The sequence below is a fragment of the Methanohalophilus sp. DAL1 genome, assembly GCF_001683555.1.
GTDB lineage: Archaea > Halobacteriota > Methanosarcinia > Methanosarcinales > Methanosarcinaceae > Methanohalophilus > Methanohalophilus euhalobius.
On record NZ_MAFX01000012.1, the window covers coordinates 22,364 to 38,248 of the forward strand.

17 protein-coding genes and 1 pseudogene are annotated in these 15,885 nt (G+C 40.5%); all 18 read right to left on the bottom strand.

Annotation, left to right across the window (positions count from 1 at the left end; translation table 11 throughout):
* Positions 1–91 precede the first annotated feature (91 nt).
* The 18 genes and pseudogenes from A9957_RS03650 to A9957_RS03735 all read right to left on the bottom strand — a co-directional run bounded on the left by A9957_RS03650 (position 92) and on the right by A9957_RS03735 (position 15,880).
* The gene (locus tag A9957_RS03650) at positions 92–2,854 is read right to left on the bottom strand and encodes a PAS domain S-box protein (RefSeq protein WP_292343236.1); all 2,763 of its coding nucleotides are present in this window, start codon (positions 2,852–2,854) and stop codon (positions 92–94) included.
* A gap of 404 nt (positions 2,855–3,258) precedes the next feature.
* A complete protein-coding gene (locus tag A9957_RS03655; protein ID WP_292343237.1) occupies positions 3,259–4,209 on the bottom strand; it encodes a hypothetical protein in 951 nt (316 codons plus the stop codon).
* A 1-nt stretch (position 4,210) separates the two neighbouring features.
* Positions 4,211–5,878, bottom strand: coding sequence for an archaellar assembly protein FlaJ (gene flaJ / locus A9957_RS03660; RefSeq protein ID WP_292343238.1), 1,668 nt, complete (start codon positions 5,876–5,878; stop codon positions 4,211–4,213).
* A 13-nt stretch (positions 5,879–5,891) separates the two neighbouring features.
* Positions 5,892–7,721 carry a type II/IV secretion system ATPase subunit gene (locus tag A9957_RS03665; RefSeq protein ID WP_105460451.1) on the bottom strand — a complete coding sequence of 610 codons (1,830 nt, stop codon included), beginning with the start codon at positions 7,719–7,721 and terminating at the stop codon, positions 5,892–5,894.
* Between the two features lie 21 nt (positions 7,722–7,742).
* On the bottom strand, positions 7,743–8,459 hold the full coding sequence (locus A9957_RS03670; RefSeq protein WP_105460450.1) for an ATPase domain-containing protein: 717 nt from the start codon (positions 8,457–8,459) through the stop codon (positions 7,743–7,745).
* A 1-nt stretch (position 8,460) separates the two neighbouring features.
* Positions 8,461–8,937 carry a flagellar protein FlaF gene (locus A9957_RS03675; protein WP_292343239.1) on the bottom strand — a complete coding sequence of 159 codons (477 nt, stop codon included), beginning with the start codon at positions 8,935–8,937 and terminating at the stop codon, positions 8,461–8,463.
* A gap of 4 nt (positions 8,938–8,941) precedes the next feature.
* The gene (locus A9957_RS03680; RefSeq protein ID WP_105460448.1) at positions 8,942–9,415 is read right to left on the bottom strand and encodes a hypothetical protein; all 474 of its coding nucleotides are present in this window, start codon (positions 9,413–9,415) and stop codon (positions 8,942–8,944) included.
* Positions 9,400–10,104, bottom strand: a complete 705-nt coding sequence (locus A9957_RS03685; RefSeq protein WP_105460447.1) for a hypothetical protein — start codon at positions 10,102–10,104, stop codon at positions 9,400–9,402. Before A9957_RS03685 ends, A9957_RS03680 begins: the two co-directional genes overlap by 16 nt.
* A 108-nt stretch (positions 10,105–10,212) precedes the next feature.
* Positions 10,213–10,779 carry an archaellin/type IV pilin N-terminal domain-containing protein gene (locus A9957_RS03690; RefSeq protein WP_292343240.1) on the bottom strand — a complete coding sequence of 189 codons (567 nt, stop codon included), beginning with the start codon at positions 10,777–10,779 and terminating at the stop codon, positions 10,213–10,215.
* 11 nt (positions 10,780–10,790) lie between these two features.
* Positions 10,791–11,390, bottom strand: coding sequence for an archaellin/type IV pilin N-terminal domain-containing protein (locus A9957_RS03695; RefSeq protein ID WP_292343241.1), 600 nt, complete (start codon positions 11,388–11,390; stop codon positions 10,791–10,793).
* A gap of 140 nt (positions 11,391–11,530) precedes the next feature.
* Positions 11,531–12,526, bottom strand: a complete 996-nt coding sequence (locus tag A9957_RS03700) for an isocitrate/isopropylmalate dehydrogenase family protein (protein WP_292343242.1) — start codon at positions 12,524–12,526, stop codon at positions 11,531–11,533.
* Positions 12,523–13,371, bottom strand: a complete 849-nt coding sequence (locus A9957_RS03705) for a hypothetical protein (protein ID WP_105460443.1) — start codon at positions 13,369–13,371, stop codon at positions 12,523–12,525. The genes A9957_RS03700 and A9957_RS03705 overlap by 4 nt, the downstream gene beginning before the upstream one ends.
* 4 nt (positions 13,372–13,375) lie before the next feature.
* Positions 13,376–13,861, bottom strand: coding sequence for a 3-isopropylmalate dehydratase small subunit (locus A9957_RS03710; protein WP_164909055.1), 486 nt, complete (start codon positions 13,859–13,861; stop codon positions 13,376–13,378).
* Between the two features lie 85 nt (positions 13,862–13,946).
* On the bottom strand, positions 13,947–14,303 hold the full coding sequence (locus tag A9957_RS03715; protein ID WP_292343243.1) for a hypothetical protein: 357 nt from the start codon (positions 14,301–14,303) through the stop codon (positions 13,947–13,949).
* On the bottom strand, positions 14,300–14,578 hold the full coding sequence (locus A9957_RS03720; RefSeq protein WP_105460441.1) for a hypothetical protein: 279 nt from the start codon (positions 14,576–14,578) through the stop codon (positions 14,300–14,302). Before A9957_RS03720 ends, A9957_RS03715 begins: the two co-directional genes overlap by 4 nt.
* Before the next feature lie 479 nt (positions 14,579–15,057).
* Positions 15,058–15,291, bottom strand: a complete 234-nt coding sequence (locus tag A9957_RS03725) for a hypothetical protein (RefSeq protein ID WP_096712525.1) — start codon at positions 15,289–15,291, stop codon at positions 15,058–15,060.
* Positions 15,292–15,350: 59 nt separating this feature from the next.
* Positions 15,351–15,545 carry a YwbE family protein gene (locus A9957_RS03730; RefSeq protein WP_096712524.1) on the bottom strand — a complete coding sequence of 65 codons (195 nt, stop codon included), beginning with the start codon at positions 15,543–15,545 and terminating at the stop codon, positions 15,351–15,353.
* A 68-nt stretch (positions 15,546–15,613) separates the two neighbouring features.
* A pseudogene (locus A9957_RS03735) lies at positions 15,614–15,880 on the bottom strand (DUF86 domain-containing protein).
* Between the last annotated feature and the right edge of the window lie 5 nt (positions 15,881–15,885).

Consider the following 15,885-nt stretch of genomic DNA (forward strand, 5'->3'; position numbering starts at 1 on the left):
TCCTGCTTCATACTTTTCCCAACGAAAACAAGTCCACAGGCTCTACCCGTAGTTCCTACAGTACTTTAAATGCCTATCAGATTCTGTTTGTTTAAGGTAAACTTTCAAAACAAATTACTTTTTGTTTAATAGGCAAGGTAAACATAAAAATGGAACCTTCTCCAATTTTACTTTCTACCCAGACATCTCCACCATGCATTTCCACATATTTTTTCACTATGGAAAGTCCAAGGCCGATGCCACCATAACTTCTTTTTGTAGAACCATCAACCTGTATGAAAGGATCAAATATTTCTTCAATTTTGTTTTCAGGAATCCCAATTCCAGTATCAGATACGGATACTAATATTTTATTCTCATTGCTAATTTTAGCAGTAATTGATACATTTCCGTTTTGTGGAGTGAATTTCATGGCATTATCTACCAGATTGAATATTATTTGTTTAATCATTCTTCTATCAGCGAAAACGGTGAGATTATTTTCATTGCTGGTGATTTGTAAGTCAATTGATTTTGCAGCCGCCTGGGAGGTCATTACCTCCCGGATTTCTTCAAAAACCTTGTTTAAATCAAATTTTTCTCTGTGAATTTCAATTTTGCCAGATTCAATTCTTGATAGGTCAAGGATCTCATTTATAATTTCCAGCAGATGTTTACCACTTTTAGATATGTTTGATACATACTTTTTTTGTGTGTCGTTAAGATCGCCCATATTCTCTTCAAGCAAAATTTCAGAAAAACCAATCACTGAATTTAAAGGGGTACGTAATTCATGACTTGTATTTGCCAGAAATTCACTTTTAATTTTATTAGCAGATCTGGCCTGCAGAGCCATTTTGTTGGCTTTAATCATAGTTTCTTTCAACTTTTTATTTGCCTTCTGCAATCCTTTTTCTGCTAATTTTCGCCCTGTAATATCCTGGCTTGAACCAACAATATATCGCACATCATTATCCCGTATAATTGGAGTCAATGTAGTCATCCAAACTTTTTTGCCTGCAGGCAAAGTTAAAAATTCTTCATAAAATATAGGAACTTTTGACTCTACACAACGAGCATAATTTGCACATACGAGATCCCCTTTCTTCTTTCCCAGTAATTCTTGAGGAGTTTTTCCTCTGACTTCCTCTAAAGAAAAACCTGTAGATTCCTGATGAGCTTTATTGGTCCGAATATACTGAAACTCATCATTTTCAAGTACCTGAACTAAAAACATGGAATCCTGTGTACCCTGAAATACAGTTTCATACTCCTGAGCAATATTCTTGGCTTGGTCTTCTGCCATTTTACGTTCAGTAATATCACGGATATTAATGAGTATAGACATTTCACCATTTCTTTTTAGATAGGATGTCCCGATTGATTCCAGCCAAATATATCCTTTATCTGGATGTAGATACCTATATTCAGCTTTGTTATCCTTACAGGTTTCAACTATTTTTTGAAAAGCTTCCTTTGCAGATTCCTGATCTTCAGGATGTAGTTTGCTAAAACAATTCTGACCCAATAATTCGTCTCCCCTTCCCAGGATTCGTTTATGTGAAGGGGAAATGTAGGTATAGTTACCGTCAATATCTGTTTCGATCACAACATCATTCATATTCCGGGTCATCAGAAGAAGATGCTCTTCCTGTTGTTTTTTTTCTTCTTCTATTTCCTTGTTATAAAGGGCAAAAGCAATATCTCCTACTACTTCTTTAAACATATCGTGCTCTCTTTCCAGATACGCATATTTTTTAGGAACAGAAACCGATATAACACCAAATATGTGGGAATTGTGTTGGAGACGGCAACATAAAGCAGCACGTTCTGAAGATTCGGATTTTAATGGGCAATTAATACATTTTTCCAAAGGAGAATCGATTATTATGATTACATCACTTCTTAAAGCCTCTTGCATACAGTATGGATGGTTTCCATTTTCTAATTGTTTAGTTAAAATTTCAAACTCACTGTTGAAACCAGAAGAGGCAGTTAATGAGACATCTTGTTTTTCATCAAATAATGCAATCCAGGCAGTATAATAACCAAGTGTTTCAGTAAGGTTGTCACAGGCTTTTTGGATAAGTTCATCGGGGTTTGACTCCTTTACAATCAGCTGATTGACATTTCTAATACCCATGATAACTTTCTGAAGATGATTGTCACGTTCTTCGATCTGTTTTTTTTGAGTAATATCGCGTCCAATCCCCTCTAACGCAACCAAACTACCGGATGAATCATAAAAGGGTATGCTTTTTTGTTCGATCCAAACAACCTGACCGTTTTTATGTATATAGCGCAATTCCAGCGGTTTGTCAAAAGGAAGTAATCCTTGAACATATTTCTCAAAGGTTTTTTTATCCTTTGGATGAATAATATCGATCGGTAAATTTGGATTGTTGTAATGTTCTTCGGGAGTATATCCAACAATTGAAGTTGATGTTTGGTTTACATAAACAAAGCCAGGAGTGGGAATAAATTCATAACGATAAATGAGATCCTGCGAATTATCTGCTAATCGGCGAAATCTTTCTTCATCTTTTGATATATCGGTGAAAAGAGTGACAAAATAATATTTCTCGGGAGAATACACATTAACCCTGTACCAGCGATCTAATGGTTTTGAATATTGTTTTATTTCCGTTTCTTCGCCACTTAAAGCGATTTTGCCATAAAATTCAATCCAATCAAAAACATCGTTTCGAATATCAGGCAATATTTCAGTAATCTTTTTACCAATAATTTCAGAACCGTTAAGACCCGTTAATTCTTCAAAAGCCGAATTCACGTCCAAAAATTCATAATCACAAGGCGTTTCACTCTCATCAAGAATTATCCTGTGATAAGCATATCCTTCTGATATTCTGTCCAAAAAAGATTTGATGGAGTGAATTTTCATTGTATCGCCTTTTTTACATAAGTATGCCGAAATTTGAAGCCATCAATAGGCTCATGCAAATAATATAACAAATATCAATATTTTTTATCTATAAACGACTAAAAATATCCTCATTTTAGAAAGCAGAGATAAAGAATTTCTGCAATCTATAAGGATTATCTTTTTATCAGCATTAGCGAAAAAGACAAGATCAATAGACCGGCATAGAAGACAACTGTATAGTCAAGCCTATTGTAAAGAGAAAGCCATTGATGAACAAGCATGGTACCTGAGAACAAGGCCATGACTATAAGACCCATATATTTTGCATCCAACATTTTTTATCACCTTTTTGTATTGTTTCATAGTTATATTGAATTAACAGTATGATAGAACTGTCAGTGTGAATAATCCTTATATTTATTCAGAGTTGTCAGGACTTCTTGGAGTTCAGATTTTATTTCCTCGACATCCAGATTTTCCCCTTCCATGGCGGACATGAAATCGATTTTATCTTCCTTTTCTATAACTATGTCCTTTTTCAAGGATTCCATGAAATTATCGTTGTCGTCTTCAAAAGAGAATTCATCAGTGGCCGCTGTGAAAGACGAGTCATCATCGGAGAGGTCTTCATCAGGTAAGTTTAATCCGAAATCATCTTCATCGGCCTGGTCATTATCCCCCAGGTTTCCTGCATCAAATCCAAAATCAAAATCATCCATATCAATAGACAGGTCTTCATCCAAACCGGCAGATTCTTCAGAAACTGCTCCGCTGACATCCATATCTTCCGCAGTTTCCATTTCTGAGATTAGATTATCATCAAAATCCAGTTCCTTTTTTTTATCCCCTATAATTTCATCTGCATCGAAACTTACATCTGCTTCCTTGACTACAGATGCTGCAACCCCACTTTCGACCGGGGATTCTGTGTTCTTTTTATCCCTGCCGGGCAAGCTGAAATTAATACCAGACAGTTTATATTTCAAAGTATCAATATAAGCCTTAAAGTCAGGTTTACTGGCTCCTGCATCATTTGATTCCGCAGAAGGCGTGAGGTTCTCTTCCTGTGTAGCTGTCGCTGTGGTCTCACTTGTAGTGGAATCCGAAACACCAGGTAGCATTTCCTTTATTTTTGGAACATATTTTGCAAAGGGGTTTGAGGCTTTGAAGCCGGCAATTTCCAGGATCTTACCCCAACCCTCAAAGGGGTTTGGTTGTTTTCCAGAACCATTGTTTGCGGCACCTGTATAACGGTCATATAAGGTAGCCAGACTCATAATTATTATACCAACGCCGATACCAAACAGAATCGTGGTATCTATTTGTGTTATAGTTGTCAAATCCATTTTATATACCTCCATTCATGCCACCAGTTAAATTACCACCAGCCCCCCCCACTCCTCCATCAAAGAATGAATCGAAGGAGAATACCATGTCCACTGCAGGAGGAACACCAATCATCATAATTCCAGAAAGAATGAAAAATATCGAAGCATAGAATACTAACAGGTACAAGGGACCGCCCTTTACAATATTTACCACCAAAATGTTGGCCAGTGTCAATATTATGACTACCACCACAACATACTGACCCAACAGTTCCACCGGTACTCCCCCGAAGATACCCATATTCATGGTGCCAATACCCCCGGGCACGCCTGAGAGTTCCGAGGAAGTTATGTCATATTGTTCAAACAACTTACCTATCACATTGGTAAATATTGTAAGGATCTGCCCCATGAAAAGCAACAGGGCCACCATAGCCAGATGAAGAGGTATTACAAGATTGGTGAAAGACGAGGCTATACGATCCCTCTTCATTCTCAGGAGCACAAGTTCCAGATTGGATGTACTTACAAGTTCTCCTACTGTCTCCGCGTCACCTCCAAGATTTACAGAATCCACAAAAACACTGGTAAATTTGTGGATCAGATAACTTCCAGATGTTCCGACAAATTGGTTCCAGCTAAGTTCAGCATCCAAACCAGAGGAAAGCTTCCTGTACAGTTCCAGGGTCATCTCTTTCAATTCACCCAGGTTTTTAGGATCTATTTTAACCAGAGCCTGTGGGATTGTAAGTCCCGAACCGCTCATAATTGACCCCAGACTTCGGATAAATGTGGTATAATTCTCATCCCTCTTACTGATCTTTGTAACATCCCGATGGGCCATGATTCCCACAGGGATCATTATCACACCTGCCAGGATCATACCCACACCCTTGATATCAACAAAAAAATCAATCGAATACAGGAATGCAGGACCAAGAGTCAGACATACAACCAAAAGGGTTGCCAGTATCAATGTAAGAGGCATCCATTTATAGATGAATATCTGTTCCTGCGACTTTATAGGAAGGTCATGGTTCATGGCGTCCCGTGGAACACCTTTAAAGAGCAGTCCTACTCCCCCAAATGACATTATGGATACTACAAAGGCAGTACCATACAGGGTTTGCGCAGGGTCCCCTAAATTATAAAGAAGCACAGCAAGCAATACTATGATTGATACAAGAGAGGTGGAAACAAGGAGTGCAGTATAGGCATTGGACCACTCTTTTGTAGTCTCAAGGTTTCGGTCATACTCATCTTTTCTTTTTGTATTGAATAAAATCCATTCTTTTTTAAGAAAATCAGTATCAGGTTCACCTGCTGCAATGGCATTGGAGAACCTGTCAAAAAGCTCTCGCAGTCTCTCGTGTTTTACCTGAGCGGATATTAGTTCGCAGGCTTTGGCATAATCATAGTGCCAGTTCTGCGAAAGGTCTTTTATTTTTTCAAAATAAATATACGGACAGTACTCTTTTTTCTGAGATATACTTTGAAATATCTTGTTCCTGCTGACATTGGCAGTCGATATGGATGCCATGTAGGTCAGAGAAAAAAGCAGGTCATTACTCAAATAAAGTTCTTTTTTGAAGTTTTCAATCTTGCGGGACATCCTGGCAGAAAAGTCTTCTGAAGAATCCTCTTCATCTTTTTTCTTGAATACATTTTTAATCCCGGACAGATCCATGAAACTCCCACCTTCAGAACTGAATTCTCAGCATACCGTGTTTTGCGATCTTGGATGTGGTGTTAAAGAAATCATAGAAATTGGTAATTCCTTCGTTTTGCAGTCGCTCCAGTATTTTAGCCCTTTTTTCGATCTCATCATAGATAACATTCTTTTTCTTGCCCGGTATACCCAGTCTTGTGGCAATTTTTTGCTCTAAAAGATAGGAACTGCCCAGAGCACTGAACACAAAAGAATCGGTCACCGGATCCCAGGAAAAGGCTTCCACAAAAGAGATACCGCCTTTATCAGGGTCATAACCTAGAATTTCATTCACACTGAGTACACGACGAACCATTTTTCCATCCGGACGCTTGACAGCGGATTGGATGAGTACAAAGTTGAGGTTATCAATATACGTTTTCGGGATGTTTATGGGTTCGGCAGTTAGCCTCTGGATTAATTTTTCCACTGTTGCTGCGTGGAACGTCGAGGTTACAGGGTGACCCGTCTGCATAGCCTGGAAGGCAATATTTCCTTCAACACCCCTGATCTCACCCACAAGAATGTAATTCGGTCTCTGTCTCAAAGCGGCTTTCAGGAGGTCAAACATTGTGACATCCGAACCTCCACCTTCCCCAAGACCTCCGCCACGGGTAGTACCCCTGGTCATCTCACGTGTCCAGTTCTTATGAGGTATTTGCAGTTCAGGAGTATCTTCAATGGAGACCAGTTTGGAATCAGGATTAATGAATGCTGTAAGCCCATTCATGGTAGTAGTCTTTCCACTTGCAGTTTCACCGCAGATAAATCCACTCATACCTTCTGACAGGAGTAACCACAGATAAGCCGCAATCCTGTAATCCATGGTACCTTTATCAATTACCTCCAAAATGCTGAAAGGAATTTCATTAAATTTCCTGATAGTAAAATTACTGCCGTTTTTACTAATATCATCCCCGTAGACGATATTTATCCTGGAGCCATCGGGCAGTGTGGCATCCACAATCGGGTCCTTGAAAGTTATAGGTTTGCCTATTCTTTCGGCCATTTTTATAATGAAATAATTAAGCGTGTCATGCTCGGTAAATTCCATGGCACTCCTTAGCCCATCAAACACCTTGTGTTCAATAAATATCGAACCCAATCCATTACACGTAATATCCTCTATATTGCTGTCATTGATGTAAGGATCGAGATACCCAAGCCCGATTTTATCCCTTATAATGGAATATTTCAGGGCCTTGTAGTGTTCACTGGACAGGTAGATATGATTATCTTTGTTTTGACTATTATCAGGGAACAATCTTGCTCCAACTGAATTTTTGATTTTTAAGAGGGAACCTGTTATCAGTTTTTTCTCCCCGATCACACATATTTCATCCATGGCGTTAAGTAAGATCTCTTTTTTTTCCTCAAGGTCCTGGGGATCAAATTCAATACCGGTGAGATGATCCACCATTTTTGCTTCCAGATCTTTTACCATATTGCCAATACCCGTGAGCAGTATAGGTTCAATGGGGATGTAATAGTCCCTTACATCATTTTTGTTGGGATAGATATGGACATAGATCTCATCATTTACCTTATAGATCAAATTGGGATGTTCAATGTCGCCGTGTTTGGACTCGAGTTTGGGAACATACCTGGGAATGCCTATAGTATCAATAGGCAGGATATGCAAATATTCCAATAAATGCAGGTTTTTTTCAACTTCCTTTTTCATCTCAGGAGGAAGTATCTTGTACAAACTGCAATTTCTCAAATCCGAGTGGTCATGCCCATCGTATTTTTTGGGTTTGAAGGGAAACTTGGCTTCAATACCATCTTCAAACACTTCATCTTCAAAATTATTACCAGACATATAAACCCCCGTGAGATACGCTCATGTTTTAGCGCTTGATATTGGAATGATCTTCAGGCCAAAACCAGGCTGTACTTCGAAACTTACGATATTACCGGTACTTTTCTTTGCACCCCTGATCTTTGCTACTTCCATGACACTGACATAGCGGTCGGTGAGCTGTTCTTTTCTCAAGAAAAGATGACAATCACAGGCAGATCTGATACGCACCAGAGTATCTTCCTTGAATGCGTGCTGGTGGAGGGTGATGAAGATAGTAAGCCCTCTGTCACAGAAATTTTTCAGACGGGTGAGGAAACCCAGAATACTGTCCTCATCGGAATATGTGGTAAACATCGTGAGAGAATCGACAATGATCACTTTTTCCCGTATGTTTTTGATGTGGTCTGCCATCATATTGAGTGTCCCTTTCATTTCCTCGGAGCTCCATTCAACCCCGTCAAGATGCACAGGAAAAATTCTCAGGTAACCCCAGCTGTAAAAATCCGATACATCCAGACTTAAACTCTCCATCTGCATGAGCATACTTTTGATGGTGTTCTCAGTTGAATAATAGGCCATCCTGTGCAATTGATTCAGACCACCAAATACCAATTGCTGGCACAGGACACTTTTTCCAGTATCGTTCTCTCCTTCAATAAGTACAAGAGAACCCAGAGGAATGCCTTCTCCGAGTTTTTTGTCGATCTCATCGTTACCGCTTGAAAGGATTTGTGATTTATCTTCTTCCTCTTCCATATCAACCACCAATAGTATATTCTTCAGAACTTGTGACACCGTTGGGTGTGGCTACTTTCAATACGATTTTATCCCCTGTTTCATATGTTGCAAGTATTTCAATATCCATATCTTCCCGGGGATCCAGTATATCAGGATTTAGCTGGCCTTCATTTATCAAATAGATCCATTGCGAATAATCCATATATTGAGCAGTACCGTTTTTAACCACGATCACATCCCACATATCAAAATCATACAGTTTGGTCTCCCCGGTATTTGCAACAGTGAAGTGGAGATGTTCATTGCCGCTGGAGTTATACCAGACATACTGAATAGTGATATCGGTCTGCAATTTCTCCATGGTGGTCGTATGCATTGAAGTATAACCATCATAAGCCGAATCCACAAACTCATTTGCCCCCATTGCGAAGGTGTTCGCTACGACCAGCATGGTGGTGAGTACAAAGAATGCTACAATTACCGTGTCCAGACCCATGATATCACCGGGAAAATATATCCGATTCAGATACTCCGTTATACAGTACGAATTTTAATTCATAGGTAGCACTTGGCAGACTGTCCAGTTCTATGGTTGCTTTTATTGTCTCACCGGTGTTCCAGGTGTCCCCATTACCGTTTTCCATAGTATAGTTCCAGCTGGGGTTGGGGGCACTTCCATAATCCGGGTGCCAGTAATTGGAAGATGATGTAATGAAAATATCACTGAATTTAATATAGGAGAGGGGAATGTGACTGGACCCTACGTTTTTCACCCACATGGACACATTGTTATCCTGGGTTGTGATGAATATTATATCCACATCCGTTTTTACTTCGTTTTCCATGTCATGTGCAACCGATGTATAGGAACGTGACATTCCATTGACCGATGGCAGGACAGCATTAATTAGTGCTACAACTGCCACAACACTTGCTATTATGAGCATCGATGTGGTTATCACTTCCTTTGACATGGATTATTCACCGTATCGCTATCATTCAGTACATAATCCAGGACCTTGGAGTCAAGGCTTGGGTCTTCGGGATTGAGGATATGATAGAGTTTATACAGGTCCATTACTGCATCATCAAGATCATTATTTTCATAAAGGATGTTTATAATTTTAAGTACAATCTCTTTGATATCATCGGGGATATAACCCAGCAGAGAGAATATTTCTACCAGTTCCTGGATTGTGTCATAATCATATTTTTCAACCATTTCCTTTCCCCAGGTAATGGTCTTGTAGAAGGAAAGAGGGTCAACAAGTTTAAAATCAGGAATGTTGCCTGCTTTTTGAGTATAGGTATTGTTTTGAGGAGGAATATTATTTTCAAAAGTTTCAGGTTGTGTGTTTTGTGTGACCGGTTCGGGATCAGGTTCGGGTTCAGGTTCGACCCTTTCAGGTAGATCTTCTTCGGGTTGTGCAGGGGCCGGAGCGATGTCCTGTGCAGTCAAATTGGCAATGGCCTGGATGTTCTGGAACGGATTTTCAAGTACACTCATGGTCTCCCGAATATCCATTAGAAGTGTCTTAACAGACCCCTTTATCTCATTAACCTCGGTCTCCAGATTGTCAATCCTGGATTCGGGAGTATCCGATTCGGCACTTGCAACCAGGTCATCGATCATTGACTGGTCAAAACCTTCTGAGTCACCCATTTTTTCACCTAGAAATCATATTATGTTACAGAGAAGTGTTGAATTACGTTCATTAACAAATAGTTTGTTCTTTTTGCCTCACCAAAAAAGGAAAGGAGGGACACTCGATTAGTAGAGTGTCATGTAGTTACTAATTGAAGGTGGCGCTTGTCTTTCAACAGTATAAGATGCACCTTCTGGTGGTTTGATCTCAATTTGGAAATTTTCATTAGGTCCGATATTATAGGAACTCAAACCTACTGAAATTTCAGCTTTCTCAAATTTCTCCAATTGCTCATTTTCTGCAGTTTCATTGTTGTGCTCGGCCACAATAGTGAAGCCACCGTTATCTAAAGTTAATTCATCCGGTGCTGTATCTGGAGCTGATAATACAATAAGAGTTTTATTCAGGTCAACCGCACTGCCTCCTGCTGTAAGTTGTAAGAAAAATGTTGAACTTTTAAGTGTGTCGTTATTCGTATGGCCAGCAGCGATTATATCACCAGTTAATTCTACACTACTACTTGCTTGCTGTACTCCAGTATGTACTACTTCCTGGCTTTTTTGGGTTGTATAGAAACCCGCCCCGAGCATGACATAACTGAAAACAGCTGCCACGACTACAAAAGCAATCAAAACAATTGCTGCTTCAAGTCCAGTAAACGCTTTATCATTATTATTAAATTTATTCCACATAAACAATCACCTTAATATACTGAGTAATAACTGTCTTTGGTCAATGAAGGTGGCATTCTTCTTTCCATAGCAAGGACAGCTCCTTCAGGTGGTTTGACCTCTATTTTGATTTGTTCATTTACAGAAGGTAATGAATTCCATGAAGAACCACCATTGCTCAAATTGACAGTGATTTTGTATTTCTCACCCTGTTCTACAAGATTATAGGCATCTCCGGATTTTATAACTCTTTCATATGCCCAAAAATCAGATGTAGAATTGTTATTTGTCAAAGAATGAGTCACAAAGTCATCTGAATCCGTGTATGTAATCAATGTTTTGTTAAGGTCGACTGATGAACCACCTGCTGTATTGGCCAAATAGAAATAAACTTCACTTGCATTATCTCCATCCGAATCTGATGCTACAATGGTTTCACCAGATGAAATAAGACTACTACTTGCCTGCTGGACACCTGTGTGTACGACTTCCTGGCTCTTCTGGGTTGTATAGAAACCCGCCCCGAGCATGACATAACTGAAAACAGCTGCCACGACTACAAAGGCAATCAGGACAATGGCTGCTTCAAGTCCTGTAAACGCTTTATCATTCTTACTAAATTGTTTATACATCTTCGATCACCCCTAAAATTAGGTGTAAATTATAGTAAGTAAATAATATATTATAAGTGTTTTCCATAACAATTGTTATCATAATGATGAGGGTGTATGGCCTCTGTGAATTGAAATATAATATGAAAATAAATAAAAAATTATAATTTGCTTGCAATATGGGATACGATAGAATCTGTGAGCTCCAATGTGGAAGCCTTTCCGCCCAGATCTGGAGTCATTATCCCGTCAAGTACAGATTTTTCCACCGTTTCCCTGACAATGCGGGCCTGTTCAGGTCTATCCAGCCAGTCCAGCAGCATGGCCACTGAAAGTACAGCTGCAATCGGATTGGCCACACCTCTGCCTGCAATATCGGGAGCACTGCCGTGTACCGGTTCAAAAAAGGCCTGTTTTTCTCCAATATTGGCACTTGGCAGCAGACCCAGACTTCCCACAAGCGCCCCGCCGAGATCACTGAGGATATCCCCGTACAGATTGGGAGCCACCACCACATCATATTTTTCGGGGGAGCGCACCATATCATAGGCCATGGCGTCTACGAGCATGGCGTCGTGAATTACGTTGTGGGTGTGGGCAACGTCCCTGCAGGTATTGAGGAACAGGGAATCCGCCTTGATCACATTGGATTTATGGACAATGGTCAGATGATTGGCTCGTCTGGCTGCATACTCACAGGCCACCTGTGCAATGCGTTCAGAAGCTCGGCGGGTTATTATACGCTTGCTCCAGGCTTCATTCTCGCCCACTTCCTCGATGGATGAATACAATCCTTCGGTGTTTTCCCGCACCACCAGGATATCAAAATCAGTGTTGCCTGTGGCACCTTTAATTCCCTTTATGGGTTTTAAGGGCCTTATATTGGCATAGAGGTCCAGTTCCTGGCGGATGGTCAGCAGCACACTCTTATAATTGGGATCTGCCGGAGTTGTAACCGCCCCGAACAGAATACAGTCACAGTTTTTCAGGATTTCAAGATCTGCATCCGTGATCGCCTGACCGGTCTTTTCCCATTTGCCAAGCCCCAGTTCCAGAGGGATTTTTTCTATAGGCAGATCGAAGCAATCCAGCACCTGCAAGGCCGCAGGAATTACCTCCCTGCCTACACCATCCCCTTCAATTACAGCCAGTTTCATGCGTAATCCTTCCTTATCCTGTCCACAAGTTCCCTGATCATGTTTGCCACATCAAATTCGGAAGCACCCCAGTGCACGGTTGCCCCGGGATAACCATTGATTGTAACCTGCCCGGCATTCTCAGCCCTGCAACAGCGGGCGATGAAGGGCCCTGTGGGTCTGACAATATCACTGGTGAAGGGGCAGAGACTGATAAACTCATATTCCAGCCCCGGGAAGCGGGATTCGAAAAGAGAGCGGGAAATTTCGCAACCCACAAGTAAAGAGCCGGGTTTTTCGATCACATCATTATCCAGACATTTGCCTTCAAGGCCAGAGGAAGAACAGGGGAAGACCGTATCCGGACCACTGAAGCGGGTCAGATCGATCGTGTTTTCTTTGAACGTGATTGTGAGGTCGCCGAATATGCCCGAAGTTTCCAGCCGGCGCACGACATCGGTCAGCCAGGAAGGGTGAGGAGGAGCGATATCCAGGATTTCAAGTTCCAGAATTGCAGAGGGTGCAGGTTCATGGACAAAGGTCACATGATTGTCGATTCCCGTAAAGATGACCGTGGTTATACCGTTTTTACACAATTCTGCAGCCTTTTGAATCAGGAGGGAGCGATCCTTGATATTGAGTTTCTCCGGGAAACTTACAATATTTTCCGGTTTTGTGATCAGGTCCACAGATTCGGCTTTCCGCAACAGGCCTTCACCGCTGTGTTCCACCTGATAGAGCCATTTGTTCCCATTACATTTCTCCACAAGCATGTAGTGGGTCAGAAAATAGATGGGCTCTTTTGAATCCTCATCCGGATGGATATGGGTTACACCCACATGCTTGTATTCTTGAGGGAATATCATGGATTTAGCCCTGCTGCTGTTTTCTGCGATGCTCGACAAGCCCGCCGTCACTCAGTATTTCCAGCAGGAAATCGGGAATCTGCTGGCCCCTGTAAATTCTGTCTGCCACTTTCACAGTGCCTTCAGAGAGATTAATTTCCAATTCATCGCCTTCCCCACATTCCACATCTGCCTCGATCAATGGCAGACCTACATTGATGGAATTACGGAAAAAGATACGTCCGAAGGATTTAGCAACCACACAGCCCACACCTGCATGTTTGAGCGCCAGGGGAGCCTGTTCTCTGGAAGAGCCACAGCCAAAATTGTTGCCGCCGACAATAATGTCACCGGGAGATACTTTGTTTGAAAATTCGGGGTCGATGCCTTCCATGGCATGATCGGCAAAGACCTGCATATCGGTGGTGCGCAGGTATTTACCCGGGATGATTACATCGGTGTCCACATCGTCACCGAAGATCCATGCTTTACCTTTAATCACTTTGTCCAATCCTCTCACCTGCTTAGGGATACCTCTTATCTCTTATTTGTAGATAGCGAATTATGCATGATTGTAGTTGTATGCAATGTGCGCCTTATTTCTTCTGATAGCCAAACAATTTGTCATAGGCGGCATGATCAACAATGTCTACTATCATCACAAGAATAGAATTACTGCTGTCTGGATCTTTTTTTAGTGTATATAGTAATCTCCAAAAATGAGGTAATTCCAGCCGGAATAGATTCGTTATGCCATAATTTTTGAGATATGTATCAGGAATCAGTTTTTTACTTATGGGTTGCCCATAATGTACATCCCTTTTGAGAATATCGGTTTTGTTTCGGATTGCTTCCACAATGGCCATTTCAACTTTAGATTCGGATGCCTTCTCTTGCAACCAATGATAACTATCAGCCGCGTTGTCGATCAGGACTATCCGAACCTCTTTCATAGCTCAATGCCTCGAGATATCGCTTTGTTGAGCCCGGGGTGATCATTGTGTATCCAGGTAATACCTTTGATGGTCACTGCAATCTTATCACTTTCTTCCAGATATTCCAGAATGGTCGTGAGTGTATTATGATTGACCTGTTTGGGCAATTTCCTTTTCAATTCGGCAACAGATATTATGCTTTCATCCATATTCCGGAGGGTTTCTTCTACCATTTTGATGGTATTCAAAGTCGGTGAACGGCTTTGTTTATTTAACGGTGCTGTCGTGTTCATAAGTAATCTTCCCCTTCTTATTATCCAATACCCAATTGATATCAATTGATAATTAATAAATACGCAACCATAACTATATAGCACTTTTGCTGCTTTAATCCAACGTTGACAGTCAAAATTAATAAAAGAATTCCTGGCTTTGTTGTATTAGATCAAAAATACAACAAAAGTAAAGACCATATAAGATTATTCCGAGTCATGGAAAATCTGCATATTTGAGGAGGTAGTTGAGTATTTGCTTCAGTCGCTTTTTTCCATCACAAAAACAATCAGCTTGTCACCATTAATACTCAAAATTACCCTGTATTCCCCTATTCTTAGTGAGTATAAAGGAGATTTCGGGGAACCTTTGAGTTTTTTTACATAAACTTTGGGATTTACCTATATTTCCTTAATGGCAGCAACTACCCTTTTTGCCATATTAACAGGTAATTTCTGTAAATCTTTTCTTGCACCCGGCGAATACAGGATAGTATACATTAGCGAAGCTCCAGTTCAGCTTCTATTTCTTCCTGTGTGTAATATTTTCCTTCCTTGAGATCGTGAAGAGCTTCTTCAACTCTTTTAAGAGTATCTTCACTCAAAGGCTCCTCATCATAAGCCATCCCAACAAGTCTGGAAAGAACCTCATTATATGACTCCCTGGGAAACAGTTTCAGGTTATCAAGATTGTTTTTTACTTCAGAATCCACTTTAATTGTAGTTGTTGTCATATACTTGAGTATACTATATAAATTAAACGTGATGAGAAATCGGACTAAATGAGCCAGTATCAATAAATTTCCTTGACCCTTCCGACACTGCCATCTTCCAGTTGTACTTTTATGCCGTGGGGATGGGATGAAGATTTGGTGAGAATTCTTTTGACAATACCTCTGGTTATTTTACCACTCTTCTGATCCTGCTTTAGAACGATTCCTACGTTTAACCCTGGCTTGATATTCTTTCTGTTAGTGCCTGCATTCATGGTCTGAAGGTGAGCCTGTAGGCATATAAGGGTGTTTATTGATGGAAAAAAGTGGCAATTAGAGTAGGTTATTCTATTTTGTGGAGAATCTGCATTATTTGAGGCTCTATTTGAGGGATTTCTTCAGTAGCTGTTTTCCAGAGAATATCCATATCAATTCCAAAATAGGCATGTATCATTTTATCACGCATTCCTGCTATATTTCTTCATGGAATAGAAGGATATTCGGTTTTAATTGATTCTGGAATGTTTTTTGTTGCCTCACCTATGACCTCAATTGCTCTGATTACAGCAAACTGGGTCTTTTCATCTTCAATGAACTGCCAATAGGTCAAATCAC